Annotated in this window: 19 protein-coding genes; 8 read left to right on the top strand and 11 right to left on the bottom strand. The window is 70.5% G+C overall.

Annotated elements, in window-relative coordinates; translation table 11 throughout:
- Position 1: 1 nt before the first annotated feature.
- Positions 2-895: an oxidoreductase gene (locus OG219_RS06110; protein WP_266823647.1), complete on the top strand. Its 894-nt coding sequence runs from the start codon at positions 2-4 to the stop codon at positions 893-895.
- Positions 896-940: 45 nt separating this feature from the next.
- On the opposite strand, the gene OG219_RS06105 is transcribed toward OG219_RS06110, so the two are convergent.
- On the bottom strand, positions 941-1,414 hold the full coding sequence (locus tag OG219_RS06105; protein ID WP_266823645.1) for a MarR family winged helix-turn-helix transcriptional regulator: 474 nt from the start codon (positions 1,412-1,414) through the stop codon (positions 941-943).
- Between the two features lie 398 nt (positions 1,415-1,812).
- Between OG219_RS06105 and OG219_RS06100 the strand changes: the two genes are divergently transcribed.
- Together OG219_RS06100 and OG219_RS06095 are read left to right on the top strand one after the other, a co-directional pair.
- Positions 1,813-2,229: a nuclear transport factor 2 family protein gene (locus OG219_RS06100; protein ID WP_266823643.1), complete on the top strand. Its 417-nt coding sequence runs from the start codon at positions 1,813-1,815 to the stop codon at positions 2,227-2,229.
- Between the two features lie 180 nt (positions 2,230-2,409).
- Positions 2,410-2,898: a MarR family winged helix-turn-helix transcriptional regulator gene (locus OG219_RS06095; RefSeq protein WP_266823641.1), complete on the top strand. Its 489-nt coding sequence runs from the start codon at positions 2,410-2,412 to the stop codon at positions 2,896-2,898.
- 155 nt (positions 2,899-3,053) lie between these two features.
- Here OG219_RS06095 and OG219_RS06090 read toward each other — a convergent pair whose 3' ends face one another.
- The 3 genes from OG219_RS06090 to OG219_RS06080 all read right to left on the bottom strand — a co-directional run bounded on the left by OG219_RS06090 (position 3,054) and on the right by OG219_RS06080 (position 6,332).
- On the bottom strand, positions 3,054-4,310 hold the full coding sequence (locus OG219_RS06090; protein ID WP_266823639.1) for a low temperature requirement protein A: 1,257 nt from the start codon (positions 4,308-4,310) through the stop codon (positions 3,054-3,056).
- Positions 4,311-4,327: 17 nt separating this feature from the next.
- The gene (locus tag OG219_RS06085) at positions 4,328-5,284 is read right to left on the bottom strand and encodes an SDR family NAD(P)-dependent oxidoreductase (protein WP_266823637.1); all 957 of its coding nucleotides are present in this window, start codon (positions 5,282-5,284) and stop codon (positions 4,328-4,330) included.
- Between the two features lie 64 nt (positions 5,285-5,348).
- A complete protein-coding gene (locus OG219_RS06080) occupies positions 5,349-6,332 on the bottom strand; it encodes an aldo/keto reductase (protein WP_266823635.1) in 984 nt (327 codons plus the stop codon).
- A 100-nt stretch (positions 6,333-6,432) separates the two neighbouring features.
- Here OG219_RS06080 and OG219_RS06075 point away from each other — a divergent pair, with 100 nt between their 5' ends.
- Entirely contained in the window at positions 6,433-7,020 is a 588-nt protein-coding gene (locus OG219_RS06075) for a TetR/AcrR family transcriptional regulator (protein ID WP_266823633.1), read from the top strand.
- A gap of 136 nt (positions 7,021-7,156) precedes the next feature.
- Here OG219_RS06075 and OG219_RS06070 read toward each other — a convergent pair whose 3' ends face one another.
- From OG219_RS06070 to OG219_RS06055, 4 genes are read right to left on the bottom strand one after another with little or no spacing between them, the layout of a single operon-like run.
- Positions 7,157-7,693, bottom strand: coding sequence for a hypothetical protein (locus OG219_RS06070; protein ID WP_266823631.1), 537 nt, complete (start codon positions 7,691-7,693; stop codon positions 7,157-7,159).
- Between the two features lie 46 nt (positions 7,694-7,739).
- A complete protein-coding gene (gene hutH, locus OG219_RS06065) occupies positions 7,740-9,260 on the bottom strand; it encodes a histidine ammonia-lyase (RefSeq protein ID WP_266823629.1) in 1,521 nt (506 codons plus the stop codon).
- Positions 9,257-10,192 (bottom strand): 3-hydroxyacyl-CoA dehydrogenase family protein, encoded by a 936-nt coding sequence (locus OG219_RS06060; protein WP_266823627.1) that lies wholly within the window; start codon positions 10,190-10,192, stop codon positions 9,257-9,259. The genes hutH (OG219_RS06065) and OG219_RS06060 overlap by 4 nt, the downstream gene beginning before the upstream one ends.
- Positions 10,189-10,911 carry a GntR family transcriptional regulator gene (locus OG219_RS06055; RefSeq protein WP_266823625.1) on the bottom strand — a complete coding sequence of 241 codons (723 nt, stop codon included), beginning with the start codon at positions 10,909-10,911 and terminating at the stop codon, positions 10,189-10,191. The genes OG219_RS06060 and OG219_RS06055 overlap by 4 nt, the downstream gene beginning before the upstream one ends.
- A gap of 22 nt (positions 10,912-10,933) precedes the next feature.
- Here OG219_RS06055 and hutU point away from each other — a divergent pair, with 22 nt between their 5' ends.
- Positions 10,934-12,592, top strand: coding sequence for a urocanate hydratase (gene hutU, locus OG219_RS06050; protein WP_266823623.1), 1,659 nt, complete (start codon positions 10,934-10,936; stop codon positions 12,590-12,592).
- On the opposite strand, the gene OG219_RS06045 is transcribed toward hutU, so the two are convergent.
- From OG219_RS06045 to OG219_RS06035, 3 genes are read right to left on the bottom strand one after another with little or no spacing between them, the layout of a single operon-like run.
- The gene (locus OG219_RS06045) at positions 12,576-13,475 is read right to left on the bottom strand and encodes an amidohydrolase family protein (protein ID WP_266823621.1); all 900 of its coding nucleotides are present in this window, start codon (positions 13,473-13,475) and stop codon (positions 12,576-12,578) included. The genes hutU and OG219_RS06045 overlap by 17 nt on opposite strands.
- 19 nt (positions 13,476-13,494) lie before the next feature.
- Positions 13,495-15,216: a histidine ammonia-lyase gene (gene hutH / locus OG219_RS06040; RefSeq protein ID WP_266823619.1), complete on the bottom strand. Its 1,722-nt coding sequence runs from the start codon at positions 15,214-15,216 to the stop codon at positions 13,495-13,497.
- A complete protein-coding gene (locus OG219_RS06035) occupies positions 15,213-16,214 on the bottom strand; it encodes an ornithine cyclodeaminase family protein (protein WP_266823617.1) in 1,002 nt (333 codons plus the stop codon). The genes hutH (OG219_RS06040) and OG219_RS06035 overlap by 4 nt, the downstream gene beginning before the upstream one ends.
- A 253-nt stretch (positions 16,215-16,467) precedes the next feature.
- Here OG219_RS06035 and OG219_RS06030 point away from each other — a divergent pair, with 253 nt between their 5' ends.
- The 3 genes from OG219_RS06030 to OG219_RS06020 are packed head-to-tail and all read left to right on the top strand — an operon-like array spanning position 16,468 to position 19,045.
- Complete coding sequence (locus OG219_RS06030) at positions 16,468-17,697, top strand: ABC transporter ATP-binding protein (protein WP_266823615.1); 1,230 nt, start codon at positions 16,468-16,470, stop codon at positions 17,695-17,697.
- A complete protein-coding gene (locus tag OG219_RS06025; RefSeq protein ID WP_266823613.1) occupies positions 17,694-18,359 on the top strand; it encodes an ABC transporter permease in 666 nt (221 codons plus the stop codon). The genes OG219_RS06030 and OG219_RS06025 overlap by 4 nt, the downstream gene beginning before the upstream one ends.
- A complete protein-coding gene (locus tag OG219_RS06020; protein WP_266823611.1) occupies positions 18,356-19,045 on the top strand; it encodes an ABC transporter permease in 690 nt (229 codons plus the stop codon). The genes OG219_RS06025 and OG219_RS06020 overlap by 4 nt, the downstream gene beginning before the upstream one ends.
- Positions 19,046-19,050: the final 5 nt, after the last annotated feature.

The raw sequence follows: 19,050 nt of genomic DNA, 5'->3' as shown, positions 1-19,050 counted from the left end.
CGTGTCAGGTTCCGTACACGATCTCGAACGAGCCGGGTCGTTCCCGCTCGGCAACCGGCGCGTACGCCGAGTCGGTTACGGCGCGATGCAACTGGCCGGCGACAACGTCTTCGGGCCGCCCCGCGACCGCGACGAAGCCCTGCGTGTGCTGCGTGCCGCGGTGGAGAGCGGGGTCAACCACATCGACACCGCCCAGTACTACGGACCGGGCGTGGTGAACGAACTCATCCGCGAGGCGCTGCACCCCTACCCGGCCGACTTGGCGATCGTGAGCAAAGTGGCCGCCCGTCGCGACGCGGACGGCGCCGTGCTGCCCTTCGACGAGCCGGACCAACTGCGCCAGGGCATCGAGGACAACCTCGCCACCCTGGGCACAAGCCGTCTGGCGGCTGTGAACCTGCGCATGGTGGACCGGTCCGCGCCCGGCAAGCGGTTCGACGCCCAACTGGCGAGCCTGATCCGAGCCCGCGACGAGGGCCTCATCGACGGCATCGGCCTGAGCAACATCTCGCGGAAGCACCTGTTGCGAGCCGTCGACCAGACCGAAATCGTCTGCGTGCAGAACCTGTTCAACCTGGCGGACCGGCGCTCTGCGGACGTTCTGACCGAGTGCACGGAACGCGGAATCGCCTTCGTCCCGTTCTGCCCGCTCGGGTGGCCGCGCGGCGTCCAGAACGGGATCCTCGACAGCCCTGTACTCGCCGCGATGGGATCCAGGTTGCGGGCGTCCCCGGCGCAGATCGCCCTCGCGTGGCTTCTCGACCTCGCACCGAACGTTCTGCTCATCCCCGGAACCAGCACCCGCACGCACCTGACCGAGAACCTCCACGCCGCCGGCGTCGAACTCGACGACGCCTCCCGTGCGGAGTTGGCCGGGTTTCCGGCTGCCGAATGAGGTGAGCGGTTCGAGACGCTATTCACCCGCCCTCGGCGAGGCGGCTCAGGTGCGGCGGGCGGCCGTATAGGCGCGTTCGAGTTCCGCGGCCGCGGTCATGAAGCCTTCCTGCCCGGTCCTCTGGATCGCTTCCGTAGCGAGCCGCTCAAGGGTCGTCCACACAGCGGTGATCGGCTTGCGCATCGCTTCTCCGTTCTCGGAGAGCGAGACGATCATGGCTCTGCGGTCGCTGGCGGACGGCTCACGGGTGAGCAGGCCGGCATCCACCATCCGCCTGATCGAACGCGACACCGTCGAGTGGTCCAGTCCCACGGCCTGCTGGAGCTCGGCCTGGGTCTGGCCGTTCCGGTCGAAAAGCTGCATGAGGATGAGCTCTTGCCCTGGATGCAGACCGATGTCGGAGAGCAGCTCGGCGCCGTAGCCGTGCAGGGCCCGGGCGAGCGCGAACAGCCCGAAACTCACGGGTGCGGCGGCCACCAGCGCGGGTCGGTGGATCATGCCCTCCGGAGTATCTGCCATGGACGGTCCTCCCGAAATCAGGGCGCGATTGCTTGACATTGTGTGGCTAGACACGTAATTATGTAGCTAGACAAGTTCTTCTGGTGCGGCATCGCTCTTTCGATGGGTGACCCTGCGTCAGAAGCACTTTAGTGAAGGTGTTTTGCATGCCCCGGGCGGGTTGTCCGCGGTAGCCCCTGCATCGCGATCCCCGTCTCCAGCCTCCGCGGCGGGCCCACCGACGTCCGGCTGTGCCGTCGCGTCGTCCCTGCCGATCCGTTGGTCCATCCGGTCTGTTCGACGACGAAACGGTCGTCCTTCCGGCGGACGCGGGGGTGCCTGCAGGCGTCCGCCTCATGCCAACTCCGGCGGTTCGCCATCGATATCACCACCTTGCCATCAATGAATCGGAGCAAATGATGAGTACTTCTCTCACTGCCGTCGACCTGCTGCGGCGCAGCCTGGACAGGTTCCTCGCCAAGGACATGAAGGGCTGGGCGGACCTGTGCGCCGACGATGTCGTCGCCGAGTTCCCCTTCGCACCCGAGGGCACCCCGGTGAGGCTGGAAGGCCGCGATGCCGTCTACGAGTACCTGCGCAACTACCCCGACGTCATCGACGTGCGCACGCTCCCCTCGGTACGGATCCACGCGACCGACGACCCGAATCTGGCCGTCGCGGAATGGAGCGCCTCCGGCACGGTCCTGACCAACGGGAACGCCTACGAGATGAGCTACGCCACCTTCGTGACGATCCGTGACGGCCTGATCGTCAACTACCGCGAATACTGGAACCCGCAGGCCTTCCTGGCGGCCATGAGCGGCTCGGAGTTCTAGAAGACGAGGATCCGGATACTGGAAGACGAGAATCCGGGCAAGTGACCGGACCTTGATCAGTGCCGGCCGGCCGATCCGTACAGGTGAGGCCGGCCGGACGCACTGGCGGACCGCTGATCAGGGGTGTGACCACTCGCCCGGTTAGACTCCCTCACCGGTGCGAGTGGAGGATGCGTGCAGATGGCAGAGCAGCGGGCGGACACGGCGTCGGAGGGTGCCCTTGCGCGTCCGGGCACCGCGGATGGCGGACCGGTCAGTTACGCGATCATCACTCTCGCGCGAGCGCATGGCGGGTACGCAGGCGAGCTGCTGCGCGGTCTCGGTCTCCATGTCGGCCAAGAGCTGATCTTGATGCAGCTGCTGGAACGGGATCACCAGAGCCAGTCCGAGTTGCTCAAGGCCTTGGGGATGGAGCATTCCACGGTGTCGCGTTCTCTTCGCCGGATGCAGGAGGCCGGGTTCGTGACCCGTCGGCCGGCGGAGCATGACCGCAGGGTCATGATCGTGTCGCTGACGGAGAAGGGGGAGGCGACTCGTGAGCCGCTCGCCCAGATGCTGGCGAGGCTGGAGCAGGCCACGGTGGAGTCCCTCGACGAGGCCTCCCGCGAGACGTTCATGGCTCTCGCGCGGGCGATGGAGTGCACGATCACGGCTCATCGCGGTCGGTGAACCCACGGTCCGCGGACGGCAGGCGGGCGTTTCGCGGCCAGGAGTGCGGCGGTACGAAAATGGGGCGTCGTCATGTGAGGGCCGCGGGTCCATAGGCCCGGGCGGTACCCCTCTACTTCGGCGAAGCGGGTGCCAGACATGCAGGAGCGAAGGGCTCAGCCTCGGTCGTCGTTCTGAGGTGTCGAGACCGCCGGCACCTCCTCGGCGGCGGACTTCTCTTCGTGGGACAGGCGGTACGCCACGGCGAGTCCCCAGGGGATACCGAAGAGGATGACGAGGGCGAGGCCGAGAACGAGTGGTGCCGGGCGTGCGGCGCCGACTCCCACACACACGACGGCCACGGCTACGCAGGTGCGGGCCAGCGGCCGATAGAGGCCGCGGTCCAGGTCCCAGACGCGCAGGGAACTCGCGAGCACCATCGTCGTGCAGAGCACGACGGCCGCGCCCCCGCAGAGCACCCAGGCCGTGGCGGCGGGCGTACGGCTGTCGTGGGCGTGCTCGACGAGGCCGACCATCGCGGCGCCCATGGCCGCCACCGTGGCCGTGAGCGGCAGGTGAACCAGCATCCACTGCACGGTGCTTGTGCGTGTGGGCCTCGGCCGACGGTGGCCGGCGAAGTCGAAATACGTCCACCAGGCACCGAATCCGACGACGACGGCGACGAGCCCGACAGCGAGGGTGAGCGCGTTGGTCGGCTCGTGGGCCAGTCCGTCGACCACCGCGGTCACGGTCTCGCCGAGCACGATGATGATGAACAGCCCGAACCGTTCGGTGAGCGCTCCGGTCACGCTGAGCGCGACCGACTGCATCGGGGTGGCCGTACCGATCACGACCGCGAACCCCACCAGATAGGCGACGGCCAACAGACCCCACGTCAGCACGCGGACGCCGGCGGGCAGCGCGGCGCTCGCGGCCAGGACGACCGCGCAGACGGCCGTCCCGGTCACGAACAGCCTGCTGGGACGGCGGAATTCGGGGCTGTCACCACGTGCGGCGAGCATCCACAGCACGGCAAGGACCGCGAACAGCACCCCCGCGTCCACGGCGAACGCGACTCCGCGTGCCCCGCCCGCCTCGGGGATGAACGCACCCAGCGGCACGAGCACCAGGATCTGCAGGAGGAACAGGCTCCGGCCGCGGGCATCGTCGTGGCCGTGCAGTTCGTGGTGGAGGCTGCCGTTGAGCCAGGCGATCCACACCAGCGCGAACACCGCGGCGAACTCGCCGAGGCCGCGCCAGGTCAGGTGGTCGGCCAAGTGGTGGGCGGCCTGGGCGACCAGGACGACCACGACCAGGTCGTAGAAGAGTTCGAGCGGGCCGACCACCCGCTCGCGCGGCTGCTCGCCATGGGCGCGCGGGGGCCGCCAGAGCTGACGGCGCAGCCGGGCCCACTGCTCGTCTCGCGAGGGCATGACCGGAGCCTGGACGGCTAGTTGACCAGAGCCTTGGACACGGACCACAGGCGTGCCGCGTTCTCCCGGTCGAGGGCGTACGGCGCGACGCCGGCGACGGCACCGGCTCGCTCGTCGACCGGCTTGGCCTCGGCGCAGTCCTCGTAGTAGCGGCCGGTGACGCCCTCAACCGTCGGCGAGGCGGCCAGCAGCACCGAGGTCGCGGCGCCCTGCTCCACCGTCTTCCCCGGCGGCAGTGCGAGTTCGCCCGAGGCCATGAAGTCGGCCACCTGCTGCATGTCCATGTGCCGGGCGAGGGACGTGTCCGCGATGTTGCCCGGCATCAGAGCGTTGGCGGTGATGCCGTCGTCGGCCCATCGCTCGGCGGCACCGATGGCGAACAGGGCGTTGGCGGTCTTCGACTGCCCGTAGGAGGTCCACGGGTCGTAGAGGCGGAAGCGGTAGTCCAAGTCGTCGAAGACCACCGGTGAGAAGAGGTGACCGATGGAGCTCACCGAGACGATCCGTGCGCCGTCCGCCGCCGCGAGTGCCGGGTGGAGGCCGGTGGCGAGGGCGAAGTGGCCCAGGTGGTTGACGCCGAACTGCCACTCCCTGCCTTCAGGTGTGCGGGTGAGTTCGGGAGTGGCCATCACTCCGGCGTTGTTGACCAGGATGTGCAACGGGCCCTGCCAGGCCGCCACGAACGCCGCGATCGTCGACCGGTCGGCCAGGTCGAGCCGGCCCACTGTCAACTGTCCGGATTCGGGCGGCAGTTCCGCCTCCAGGCGCGCCGCCACGCGGGCACCCGCGTCGGTGTCCCGTACGGCCAGGGTGACGTCGGCGCCTGCCACCGCGAGCGTCCGGGCCGTCTCCACCCCGATTCCGGAACTGGCTCCCGTCACCACGGCCCGGCGGCCGTGCAGGTCGACGCCGTCGGTCACTTCGGCGGCGGTGGTGCTCGCCCCGAAGGCGTGGGGTGTCTGGGGTGCGGACATGAGGTGGGTCTCCTGACGTGAATGTGGGCCGGCGAATGGGATCTTGGAAGGCGTCGATCGGCATTCAGCCGTTGAGCGTGCCCATGAACTCGGGCGCATAGCGGTCGCCGGTGACCACGCCGTGCGGGGCGACGGCCTCGATGGCGGCGATGTCGTCGGTGGTCAGGGTGACCTCGGTCGCGGCGACGTTCTCCTCGAGGTAGCGGCGGCGCTTGGTGCCGGGGATGGCGACGGCGCCCTGATGCAGGACCCAGGCGAGCGCCAGCTGGGAGGGCGTGACGTTCTTGTCGTCGGCGATGCGGTGGACCTCGCGGACGACGTCGAGGTTGCGGTCGAAGTTCTCCCCCTGGAAGCGGGGGTCGGTCCGGCGCCAGTCGTCCTCGGCGAAGTCGTCCGGGCTGGTGATCGCGCCGGACAGGAAGCCGCGCCCCAGCGGGGAGTAGGCGACCAGGCCGATCCCCAGCTCTCGCAGGGTGTCGCGCACCCCGTCCTGTTCGATGCCGCGCTCGAAGAGCGAGTACTCGGTCTGGACGGCGGTGATCGGGTGGACGGCGTGGGCCCGCCGGATGGTCTGCGCGGACGCCTCGCTCAGGCCGATGTGGCGGATCTTGCCCTGAGTGACCAGTTCGGCCAGCGCGCCGACGGTTTCCTCGATGGGCACCTTGGGGTCGATGCGGTGCAGGTAGTACAGGTCGACGTGGTCGGTGCCCAGGTGCCGCAGCGAGCGTTCGAGGGCGTGGCGGACGTACTCGGGCCGGCCGTTGAGATCGCGCACCTGGCCGTCGTCGGTGATCTCGACGCCGGTCTTGGTGGCGACCACGGCGGCCTCCCGGCGCCCTGCCAGCGCCTTGCCGAGAAGCTGCTCGTTGATGAAGGGGCCGTAGCTCTCGGCGGTGTCCAGGAGGGTGACGCCGAGCTCCAGAGCGCGGTCGATGGTGGCCAGTGACTCGGTCTCGTCGGCGGCGCCGTAGAACGCGCTCATACCCATGCAGCCGAGGCCTTGGGCGCCGACGGCGAGGCCCTGGCTGCCCAGTGTGCGCTGTTCCATTGCAAGTCCCCATTCCGTAACTAACTGGATAGATACATTACCGTAGACCCGTGGAACGCCCATGTCAATAACTAGATAGTTACTTGCTAAGGTGGCGCGCATGCCACGGGATTCCAGCGCCACCAAGGCCCGGCTGCTCGACGCCGCCTTCACCGAATTCGCCGCCTACGGCATCGCCGGTGCCCGAGTGGATCGGATCGCGGAGGCGGCGCAGGCGAACAAGCGGCTGATCTACGCCTACTTCGGCAACAAGGAGCAGTTGTTCGACGAGGTTCTGCAACGTGCGATGACGGCGGGTGCCGAGTCGGTGCCGTTCGACGTCACGGACCTGCCCGGGTACGCCGGCGCGATTTTCGACCACCTCGCCGCCCGGCCGGACCTGATGCGCCTACGCCTATGGAAACTGCTGGAGCGCCCCTCCGCAACCGGTCTCGAACCGGATGCCTTCCGACGCAAAGCCGCCGAGGTGGCCGACGCGCAGCAGTCTGGAGAGCTCGCACAGGAGATGGACCCCGCCGATCTCCTGACCATGGTTCTCGCCGCCGCCCAGGCGTGGTTCTGGGCCGCCGAGGGAGTCGACCCCGAGGAGGTCAGCCAGTCCTGGTCGCAGCAGCGGCTGGCCCAGCACCGCTCGGCAGTCGTCGAGGCAGCCCGCCGGATGAGCGAGCCGAAGACCGCCGGCGAGTAACCGTCTCACGGGCACCCGCGGTGTACAGCGGCGTACGTGGCCCCGGAGCGGGAGGAGTTGTGGGCCGCGGCCCTCTCTTCCGGCCGCCGGGTGGTTCATCCGGGCCTCAGGCTTGATGGTGGGCGGACATCCACGATCACGGGCCGATCGCGTTGAGCGCGTCGAGCAGACGAGGACTCGCCGGCGAGCCCGCGTCGGGGTCGCCCGGTGTCCTGTGGAGTTCGCCGTCGATGATCTCGTAGTGGCCGATGGCCTGGATGGGCGGGGAGTAGACGTGGATGGTGATGGCGCCGGCGTCGTGGTCCATGCGGTGGACGCCTGATCCGGGGAACGAGAACGACTCGCCGGGCCCGTACCGGTGGGCGCGGCGCGGGCCGCCCACCGGCAAGCCCTCCTGCCAGGCGGTGCCCTCGATCACGTGCACGCCCACACAGGAACCCTGGTGGTCGTGGTAGCCGGTGTCGCGCGACTCCCACCAAGTGTTCAGCCACGACTCGGAGTTGTCGTTCCGCCACAGCAGCAGGTACGAACCGGGCCCGGAGCGGTCGAGCGCGGCGGTGTCGACGAACGCCGCCGCACGGCGGGCCCGGTCCGCGCATTCCTCCGGCCGCAACGGGCGGTCGGACGTGCCGAGTTCGGTGAGGGCCTTGGTGTCGATCGGGGTCGGGTTCATGGTCATCCCCTTGTGCCGAGTACGTGGTGGACGGTTCTGGTAGGCCCTAGGGGAGTTCGTCGCCGGCGAGCCAGTTCTCCAGCGCGTCGATGTCGCCGTCCGGCGCCTCGCCCGCGCCGACGAAGGGGACCGATCGCCGAGTTGCCGCGTAGGCGCGTCCCGTCCCGTCGCCGAGGTCACCGGCGTGCCCGCGAAGGTCGACCGCCTGGGCGCCGCACATGAGCTCGACGGCGGCCAACCGCAGTGCCAGGCCGGCCATTTCATGGAGTCGGCGAGCCGCGGTGGGAGCCATCGTGATCCGGTCCTCGATGCCGGCCGCGATTCCACTCGTGGGCTGCTCCAGCGTGACGGGTTGCGCGAGCAGGCGGGCCTCCCCGGCCAGGCTCGCCGCGCCGTTGGCGAGGATCGCCAGGCCGTCGTCGGGCGCGGTGGGATCGGCGCGGAGCCCGTTCGGCAGACCGGTGAAGGCCGAGTCCAGCAGCTTCTGCACCCGCTCGCCCGCGATGGTGACCGCCTGGGCGAGCCCGAGTCGCGCGTAGTCGAGCGCGATGGCGACGGGGGCGATGTCGTGGTTGCCGGTCGAGATGGCACGGTCCTCGTCGACGAGCATGATCGGGCTGTCGCCGGAGGAGGAGAGTTCGATCCCGACGGCGTGGTCGCAGTGCGCGAGCGCCTGACGGGCCGCCCCGTGTGTCTGCGGCACCACTTTGAACGCCAGCGGATCCTGGATGGCGCGGGCCGGCCGCGCGCCGGTCAGCAGGGCGCCGCCCGCGAGCAGCGCACGCAGTCGGCCGATCGTCTCGTGGGCACCCGTGTACGGGCGTACTCCGGCGACGGCCGGGTGGATGGCGTCGACGTTCCCCGTCAGTCCTTCCAACGACAGGGCCGCCGACACGTCCAGTGCCCTGAGGGCCCGGGTCGCCCGCTCCAGGGCCAGACAGGCGATACCGACCGAGAACGCGTTGCTGTTGACGACGGCCCCGGCCTCGCGCGGGCCCAGGTCGATCGGGGTGTAGCCGTGGGCGATCAGGGCGGCTCCGTCGGCACCGTGGCCGATGAGGGCCAGGCCGATCTCGGCGAGCTGGCTCAGATCGGCCTGCCCGATCGAACCGAGCAGGTGCACGCGCGGCGTCACACCGGTGTCGAGGGCCCGGCAGTACGCGTCGGCGACCTCGGCCCGGACACCGGCGACACCGACGGCGAGCCCCGCCGCCCGTATGACCATCGCCGCTCTGACGAACTCCCGGGGTGCCGGCTGCCCGTGCCCCACACGGTGCGCGCGCAGCAGCAGGGTCTGGAAGGCGGCCTGCCGGTCCGCCGAGATCGCCTGGGTCTTGATCGCACCGACGCCGGTGTTGAGTCCGTACACGGTGTCGCCACGGGCCAGCACACCCTCAAGTGCGAGCCGTGAGGCGCCCATCCGCGTCCGGGCGGCATGCCCGAGGACCACGCGACGGCCACGTGCCACCGCCACCACGTCGGCCGGACGCAGCGGTCGGTCGCCCAGGACGACCGCGCCGTCGAACGCTTCCTCCCCGGCGGCCACAGGTTCCGCGATGGACGTCATTGCTCGGCCTCCCGCCGGTCTTCTGCCAGTAGGGCGAGCACCGCGTCGCGTCGTGCGGCGACCTCGCGCGCGGCGCCGGGCGGGTAGTCGCCCAGCAGGCCGCGGCCGCTCTTCATGCCGGTGGCGCCGCTGCGACGTGTCTCGCGCAGCAGGGCCGGGACCTCGGTCGAGCGGGAGAGCCGCGGGAACAACTGCCCGGCGACCGCTTCGTGGACATCGAGCCCCGCCGCGTCCATGGACGCGAACGGGCCGATCGCCGCCCAGCGCGCACCGAGGCCTGCGACGACGGCGCGGTCCACGTCCGCCACTCCGCAGACGCCCTCCTCGACCAGCGCGTACGCCTCGCGCAGCAACGCGTACTGCAGCCGGTTGGCCACGAAGCCCGGGTGGTCGCGCCGCAGCGTGATCGGCTCCTTGCCGACGGCCCGCGAGAGCCCGGCGAGCCGCTCCAGGGTCTCCGGCGCCGTGCGGGGTCCGCCCGTCACCTCCACGAGCGGGACGAGCTCGGCAGGGTTGAACCAGTGCCACCCGGCGAAGAGTTCGGGGCGCTTCAGACCGTCGGCGAGATCCGCAAGCCGGAGCGAGGAGGTGTTGGTGGCCACGATTCCGCCGTCCGGGACGAGCGACTCGGCCCGTGCCAGGGCGACGCGCTTGGCTGCCATGTCCTCGGCCGTCGATTCGACCGCCAGCGCGAACGGGCCGGGCGCCTCACCGACCAGGATCGTCGCCGCCCGTACGGATTCGGGCGACGCCGCGCCGAGTTCGACGAGGTGCTCGACCCGCCGGGTGATCTCGTCCCGGGTGGCCGCGGCCGCCTCGGGGCGGCGGACCAGCACGACCGTCTCGATGCCCGAGGCGGCGAGGCGGGCGGCGATGCCGGTGCCCATGACGCCGCCGCCGATGACCAGCACCCGGCCGAAGTGCGCGCTCATCCCCAGAATCTCTGGTCGTCGAGGTGGGCGAGCAGGATCTCACCGGCGGCGTGCACATGGTCGCGCATCACCTTGCGCGCGGCCTCCGGTGTCCGGGCGCGGAGCGCGGTGGAGATCGCCTGGTGCTCGGTGACGTTCATGGTCGTCATCGCCGTCTCGTCATGGGCGATGACCCGCCATACCGAGTCGCGGGGGAAGACGTTCTGGAGCGCCTGGATGGACTCGGTCAGGCGCCGGTTGGCGGCGGCCCGGTGGATCAGATCGTGGAAGGCGGTGTTCGCCTCCGTCACGGCGGCGTCGAGTTCCGCGTCGTCGACGCGCCCGGCCGAGGTGACGGCGGCGGTGAGGCGTTCCTGAGTCCGCTCCAGAAGGTCCAAGTCCTCGGTGGAGGCGCGGTCGCAGGCGAGCGCGCAGGCGAAGCCCTCCATTTCCGCACGGAGTTCGTAGACCTCGACGAGTTCCGCCCGGGACGGGGTGCGCACCGTCGCGCCGCGGTTGGGCGCCAGTTCGACGAGGTTGAGCGCCTGCAACTGGCGCAGGGCTTCACGGATCGGCGTACGGCTCACGCCGAAACGCGCTGCCAGTTCCTCGTGTTGGAGTCGGGCGCCGAACGGCAGCCGCCCGTCGAGGATGTCGGCGCGCAGCCGGTAGGCGATCTCGTCGGCGAGGCTCGCGACGGCGAGCGTCTCACCTTGAGCGGAGGGTGGTGGCGGGCACATGCCCGGATACTAGATTGGATCCATGGATCCAATCAATGCCCAACTCGACGGAAGACTCGGCGTTCCGGCGCCGACCGGTGCCCAACTCCGCTGCCGGGGCTGGGAGCAGGAGGGCGTACTGCGCTGCTTCCTCAACACGCTCGATCCCGCCGTCGCCGAGAACTCGGCCAGGCTCGTCGTCTACGGCGGCCGCGGGAGGGCCGCCCGCTCCTGGGAGGCGTACGACGCGATCGTCGCCGCCCTCGAACGCCTCGGTCCGGACGAGACGTTGATGGTGCAGTCGGGCAAACCCGTGGCGGTGCTGCCGAGCCACCCCGACGCGCCGCGCGTGCTGATCTCGACGGCGATGGTCGTGCCCGCCTGGTCGGGCGAGGCGGAGTTCCGTCGCCTGGAGGACGCCGGACTCACCATGTACGGGCAGATGACGGCCGCTTCCTGGTTCTACATCGGCACCCAGGGGATCCTCGGCTTCACCCACGAGACCCTCTCCGCCATCGCCCGCCGCCACTTCGGCGGCACGCTCGCCGGACGGCGGGTGGTCACGGCCGGGCTCGGCGGCATGGGCGGCGCGCAGGGTCTCGCCATCGCGAACCTGGGCGGCCGCGGCCTGATCGTCGAGGTCGACCCCGAGCGCGCGCGGCGCAGGCTGGAGGCGGGCTGGGTCGACCGCATCGCGCCGGACTACGAAGCGGCGGTCGCCGACCTCACCGGTGCGTCCGACCCTGCGGCCATCGCGCTCGTCGGGAACATCGCCGAGATCCTGCCCCGCCTGGTGGCCGACGGCGTCGCCATCGACATAGCGACCGACCAGACGGCCGCGCACGACCTCGACCACGGATACGTGCCCATCGGGTACACGCCGGACCAGGCACGCACGCCCGATCCTGCCTACCGCGAGGCCGTACGGGCGTCGTTGCTCGCGCACGCGAACGCGTTGCTGGCACTGCGCGAGGGCGGCACGGTCGTCTTCGAGTACGGCAACAACCTGCGCGCCCAGGCGGTTGCGGCCGGAGCACACCGTGCGGGCGAACTCCCCGGATTCGTGGCCGAGTACGTACGCCCGATCTTCGCGCGCGGAGTGGGGCCGTACCGCTGGATCTGCCTCAGCGGCGACCCCGAGGACCTGCGCCGCAGCGAGGAGGCCGTACTGGAGGTGGTCAACTCCCCTTCTCTGGAGCGGTGGTTCACACTGGCCCGGGCCCGAGTCGCACCGCAGGGGCTGCCGGCCCGCATCTGCTGGCTCGGCCTCGGCGAACGGCACGAGGTCGGCCTGCGCCTCAACGACCTTGTCCGGCGCGGCGAGATCGGCCCGCTGGCCCTGGGCCGGGACCACATGGACCCTGCCGCCGTCGCCTCACCGTCCCGGGAGACCGAGGGGATGCTCGACGGCAGCGACGCGATCGCCGACTGGCCCGTCCTCGCCGCACTGCTCAACGCCGCACAGGGCGCGACCTGGGTGTCCGTCGGCAACGGCGGCGGCGTCGGGGTGGGCCGCAGCATCCACACCGGCCTCACCGTGGTCGCGGACGGCAGCGAACTCGCGGAACGCAAGATCCGCCGGGTGTTCTGGACCGACCCCGCGCTGGGCGTGGCCCGTTACGCGGACGCCGGATACGCAGAAGCCATCCGGGAGGCCCGGGAGAGCGGCCTCGATCTGGGCACGGTCAGTCCTTTCCGGTGAGCAGCCGCCGAGGATTGGCGACCCGGAAGGCGTGCTCCGAGCCATCGCCCAGCCCGAACCCGGGATGCTTTTGCGGCTCCGCGTAGGGCCGGTCCGTGCCCTGGACGACGACATCGACGCCGAGGGCACGGACGACCGCGTCCACGGCGCGCGGCCCGTACGAGGACGTCTCCACGAACACGTCCCGGTCCACCTCGCCCAAGCCACCACCCCGGGCGGCGAGACGCTCCCCGTGCAGCGGCGCGAGCCCGGCCAGCAGCGCGAAGCACACGCGTAGCCGCGGATGGCGAGGCCGGCCGAAGGCGCGGAAGGCGAACCAGGCGGCGTGCATCTGCTGGACGTACGGGACCAACGCGGGCCACCAGCCGGGTGCCGAGGACTCGCCGGTCGCGGGCCCCGGATGGACGAACAGCGGGAGGCCGCGCGCTTCGAGCAGGTCGAGCAGCGGGGCGCACCGCGCGTAACCGGCGGCGTCGGCAAGGGCGTTCGCCGGAAGCTGGAGTCCGGCGCACCCCCGGTCGAGCACGGCGGCCGTCGCGCCGGCGTCGACATCCCGGACGCAGGCGGCGGCCCAGGCCCCGAACGGTTCGGGCAGTTCGGCCGCGTCCTGGTGGTAGGCGTCGAGCAGAGGCCGTGCCTCCTCGGCGGGCAGCCATTCCACGCCGAGCGGTGCGGACAGGGAGACTAGCGCCAGACCGAGGCCGTCGGCGGCGGCGAGTTCCGTACGCCGGGCCACTTCGTGGTCGGCGGGAGCGACCTCGTACGGCGGCTCGCCCTCGACGTACAAGGTCCATCCGTCGAGGAACGGTGGCTTGTCGCGTGCCCGCAGCGCCGCCACGAACGCGGCGCCCCACAGGTGCTGGTGCACGTCGATGTTGGTCACGACACCACCTCGATATTGATCACGACACCTCTCTCAGCATGGCGCGCAGGGCACTTCGGATGTCGGCGGACTCCAGCACCTCGCCGCTCACCCGTTCCACGTCCGCTCCGCAGGGCCGGTCGTCGTCCAGCGGGGGGACCAGCTCGCGGATCGCGCGGTGCAGGAGTCCGGGGCCCCGTCCCAGGGCGGACGGTGCGGCCAGGTCCACGGCCTGGGCGGCCACCAGGGCCTCCACGGCGAGCAGTTGGCGCAAGCGGACGAGCATCGTCGTCAACCGCCGTGCCCCGAGCGCCGCGTTGGTCGAGTCGTCCTCGACGGCGTCCGCGCCGTGCCGGGGGTCGGTGCACACCGGTGCGGACAGCATGCGGATCTCGGCGACGAGCGCCTGCGCCGTCTTCGCCAGCGGTGCGAAACCCGAACGCTCCGGACCGTACGGCGAGAGGTTCGCGGACAGTCCGCTGACGGCCGGGTTGAGCAGCCGCCGCATGCGCTCGGCGGAGATGGCGGCGGTCTGCGTCAGGGCCAGCGCGAGGGTGTCGAAGGCGAGGGCCAGGGCCGGGGTGTGGAAATTGCCGGACGAGAGGATCTCGCCGGTGTCGGCCAGCACCACCGGATTGTCGCCGCAGCCGTTGAGCTCCGGTTCGAGGGCGGCGGTGGCGAAGTCCAGCGCGGCATACAGCGCGCCGTGCACCTGGGCCGCGCAGCGCAGGCTGACCGGGTCCTGCACGCGCCGCGCGTGCCGGGGATCGCCCAACTCGCCGCCGTCGAGCAGGGCGAGCAGCTCGTGCGCCGCCCGGGACTGTCCCGGCGCCGGACGCAGATCCAGTACGCGGGCGTCCAGCGGGCTGGTGTTCGCCCGGAATCCCTCGAAGGTCAGCGCCGTGACCGTCTGCGCCAGCATGAGGACGGCGCCCGTCTCGTGGAGGGCGAGGGCGCCCTGGCCTGCCGCCAACGGGCTTGCGCTGCACAGCACATGGCCGTCCTTCGGCCCCAGCTCGGCCGGGGTGAGACCCGCCCGCCGCAGCGCAGTGGCTCCGTCGAGCACCTCACCGTCGAACTCGGCGCGGCCTTCGCCGATGACGACCAGACCGACATGCGCCATCTGGCACAGGTCGGACGCGCCGATCGACCCGACCTCGGGTACCACTGGATGCACGCGGGAGTTGAGCAGCCCGACGAGTTGGCTCAGGATCTCCGGGCGCACTCCGCTGCCGCCGCTCGCGATGCCGTTCACACGGGCGAGGACGGCGGCGCGTACGACCGGGACCGGCAGCGGATCGCCGACCGCGTTGGCCCGGCCCCGGACCGTACGGACGCTGAACTCCGCGAGCTCGTCGCGCGGCAGTGCGTACGACGACCGGCTGCCCAGCCCCGTGGTCAGGCCGTACGTCGGAACCTGGCGGTCGACGACATCGTCGACGACGGCACGGTCGCGGGTCAGTCTGGGCAACACCTCGGCCGCCAGGGCGACTTGGGCACCGTGGTGGGCCACGGCGACGACGTCGTCGCAGGAGAGTGACCGCCCGTCGACGACGACCGGGCCACGGGAGGGTGTACGTCCGTCGGCGACGGCCGAGTCACGGGAGCGCGTACGTCCGCCGGCGGTGACCGAGTCACGCATGGGCGTTCGCCCGTCGACGACGAGCGAGTCACCGGAGGGTGCTGGCCCGTGCACGTCCGAGTCGCCGGAGAGCGTCCGCCCGTCGGCCTCGACCGAGTCACCGGAGAGTCCGCTCGTCATGAGAACCGCAGCTTCTGGCCGAGGCCGCGCTCCTCGGCCTTCGCCAGCATGGCGGCGCCCAGCGCGATGTCGGAGAGTGAGAGTCCGCGGTGCCAGAACAGCGTCGTCTCGTCGGCGCGTTCACGGCCGGGCTTGTCGCCGACGACGATCTCGCACAGTTCGGCGTGCAGGGTCGCCTCGCTGAGCCTGCCGGACTCGACGTGGGCGCGCAGCGCACCGAAGGGCCCGGACCGGCACTGGCCCCAGTCGTCGACGACGATCTTGTCCATGACGTCCGTGAGGGAGAGTTCGACGGCGCTCATCGTTCCGTACGGTACGACAAGGGCTCCCGGGGTGATCCACTCGGTCTTGAGCAGCGGCTCCGGGCGCTCGAGCCGGGACGCCTCCACCACGATGTCCGCGCCTTCGACACAGGACCGCCAGTCCTCGGTCACGACGACGGGCTTGCCGAGGTCGCGCTCCAGTCGCTCGGCGAAGGCCTTGCGGCTCTCGGGACGGCGCGAATGGACGCGTATCTCGGTGAGGTCGAAGATCCGGTCCAGCAGGCGGACATTCCAGTACGAGGTGGCGCGGGCGCCGATGTGACCGAGCACCTTGGAGTCCGGGCGGGCCAGATGGCGTGCTCCGAGCGCGGTGACGGCGCCGGTGCGCATTTCGGTGATGGCGGTGGCGTCGAGTATGGCCACCGGCATGCCGGTGCGCGGGTCGAAGAGGTTGAGCAGCGCCATCTCGGAGGGCAGCCCCGACTTGTAGTTGTCGACGTAGTCACCCACGATCTTGACTCCGGCCAGCCCGAGCGGAGCGACATAGCCGCGCAGGACGTTGAAGTGGCCGTTGAACGCGGGATCGGGCATGAGGTGGACGCGCGGTTCGATGACCGTCTCTCCTCGGCCCTGGGCGCGTAGCCCCTGCTCGACGGCGTCGAGCACCTCGGTATCGGACAGCTCGAGCTGCTCGATGTCCGAGCCGTTCAGGAAAGTGAACCGGACCGGTTCCATGGCGGTGGCTCCCTGCGTGTGGGGTGGCGGACGGTGCGACGCCGACGGCATGGCCGAAACGTGACCGTCGAGGGCAACTGTCAGGCGTCTGGGGTTTACATGTAAAGGCGCATTACGCATTCAATGCGCAGATTACGGGCGCATCGGCCCCGCCTTCGCAGGAACGTAACGCGCCGTTTACGAAAGGGCATTGACTGCCATTCAGTCACCGGCAACTCTGCATGACCATATGCAGTCGGGGTAAGGGGCAGCCTTGATCAGGTTCGACGCGGTAAGCAAAAACTATCCAAACGGCACGACAGCCGTGGACGAGCTGTCCCTGGAACTGGCCGAGGGCGGCATCACGGTCCTGGTGGGTCCCTCCGGCTGCGGCAAGACCACGACCTTGCGCATGGTCAACCGCATGGTGGAGCCGACGGCCGGGACGGTGAGGCTGCGCGGCCAGGACATCCGGGAGATCCACGCCCCCGAGCTCCGCCGCGGCATCGGCTATGTGATCCAGCACGCCGGGCTGTTCCCGCACCGCACCATCCTCGACAACATAGCCACGGTGCCGCTGCTGCTCGGCTGGAGCCGGAAGAAGGCGCGGGCACGGGCGGCGGAGCTGCTGGAACTGGTCGGGCTGCCGGGCGAGATGGGCAAGCGCTACCCGTACCAGCTCTCCGGCGGGCAGCAGCAGCGCGTCGGGGTGGCCAGGGCGCTGGGCGCCGACCCGCCGGTGCTGCTGATGGACGAGCCGTTCAGCGCGGTCGACCCGATCGTGCGCGGTGAGCTGCAGGCGGAGTTCATCCGGCTGCAGAAGGAGCTGCACAAGACGATCGTCTTCGTCACCCATGACATCGACGAGGCGATCAAACTCGGCGACCACATCGCGGTGTTCCGAACCGGCGGCAAGCTCGCGCAGTTCGACACCCCCGAGCGGCTGCTCGCCCATCCCGCGGACGAGTTCGTGGCCGACTTCGTGGGCCAGGACCGCGGTATCCGCCGGCTGTCCTTCGTCAAGGCGGCCGACCTGCCGCTGCGCGACGGGCCTGTGCTGTCGGCGACCTCTTCCGTGGCGGTGGCCAGGGCGGCGAAGGATCCCTGGGTGCTCGTCGTCGACGGTGACCGCCGACCGCTCGGCTGGACCGAGGTCGCCGAGCTGCCCACGGGCGGCACGCTCGCGGACGCGGCGCTGACACCGCTCGGCCACACATTCAGCCTCGTCGGCGACTCCGCGCGGGCCGCCCTCGACGCGGCGCTCCTGTCACCCTCCCGGCTCGCGGTGGGGGTGGACGGCGAAGGCGCGGTCATCGGTGTCGCGGACGCGTACGAGCTGTCCGCCGCGATGGCCCGCGACGAGGTGGCCGAAGGCGAGGCGTCCGTGGCGGAGGCGTCCGTGGTGGAGATCGCCAAGAACGAGACCGCCAAGAACGAGACTGCCAAAGACCAGACCGCCAAGGACGACAAGGGCGCCGACGGCGCGGGCGGGGGTGAACGATGAACGACGGGGAGCCACTCGTCCGCTGGGACTGGGTCGGAGACCATCTCGGCGAGCTCGGCCACTACACCGGCGTCCATCTGCAACTGGGCCTGCTGCCGGTGCTGTTCGGCCTGATCATCTCGGTGCCGCTCGGCATCCTCTGCCATCGTTGGCGCTGGCTGTACCCACCGGTTCTGACCGTGACCAACGTGCTGTACGCCATCCCGTCACTGGCCATGTTCATGATCTTTGTCCGCTATACGGGGCTCACCCAGCAGACCGTGATGATCCCGCTCACGCTCTACACGCTGTCGGTCCTGGTGCCCAATGTCGTGGACGGCCTGGCTTCCGTCCCGGAACCGGTCCGGCAGGCGGCCACCGCGATGGGATTCGGCACGGTGCGCCGTGTCGTCCAGGTCGAACTGCCCATCGCCGTACCGGTCGTCGTGGCCGGCGTACGCGTCGCAGCCGTCTCCTCCATCAGCCTCGTCGCCGTGGGACAGCTGATCGGGCAGGGCGGTCTCGGCTTCTACATCACCCGGGGCCTCCAGCTCGACTTCCCGACCCCGATCATCACCGCGATCGTTCTGATCATGCTGCTCGCGCTCGCCACCGACGCGGTGCTGGTCCTGGCGCAGCGACTCCTCACGCCGTGGGCCCGCGGCAAGGGGGCGAGGGCATGAACGACCTGGTGAACCAACTCCAGCTCGTAGGGGACTGGTTGACGTCCTCGCAGCAGTGGCACGGCGACGAGGGGATCCCCCAGCGGCTCCTGGAACACCTCACCTACAGCGGCATCTCGCTGCTGTTCGCCACCCTGATCGGGCTCACGTTCGGGCTGCTGGTCGGACACACCGGCCGTGGGGCGTTCGCCGTCGCCAGCGTGGCGAACCTCGCGCGGGCGATCCCCACCTTCGGCCTGGTGGTGCTCGTCGTCACGCTCGCCGGGCTCAGCACCACGCCCGTCCTGGTCGCCCTGGTCGCGCTCGCGGTCCCGCCGATCCTCATCAACACCTTCGAAGGCGTCCGAGGTGTGGACGCCGACACCCGGGATGCCGCACGCGGGGTTGGCATGACGGAGTGGGAGGTGCTGGTGCGGGTGGAGGTGCCGATGGCGCTGCCGCTGATCCTGCTCGGGTTGCGGGTCGCCGCGATCCAGGTCGTGGCCACCGCGACCATCGCCGCCTATCCCGGTCTCGGCGGGCTCGGCCGCTTCATCGTCGACGGGCTCGCCCGCAACGACTACGAACTGGTCATCGGCGGCTCCACCGTCGTCGTCGTGCTCGCCCTCGTAGTCCAGGTTCTCTTCACCGCGCTGCGGCGCGTCATCGTCTCGCCGGGACTTCAGGGCCCGGCAGCAAAGTCATGAGTTTC

Source organism: Streptomyces sp. NBC_00038 (assembly GCF_026343635.1).
Taxonomy (GTDB): domain Bacteria; phylum Actinomycetota; class Actinomycetes; order Streptomycetales; family Streptomycetaceae; genus Streptomyces.
Note: the sequence above shows the minus strand (reverse complement) of the source record. Positions and strands in the feature narration are given on the sequence as shown.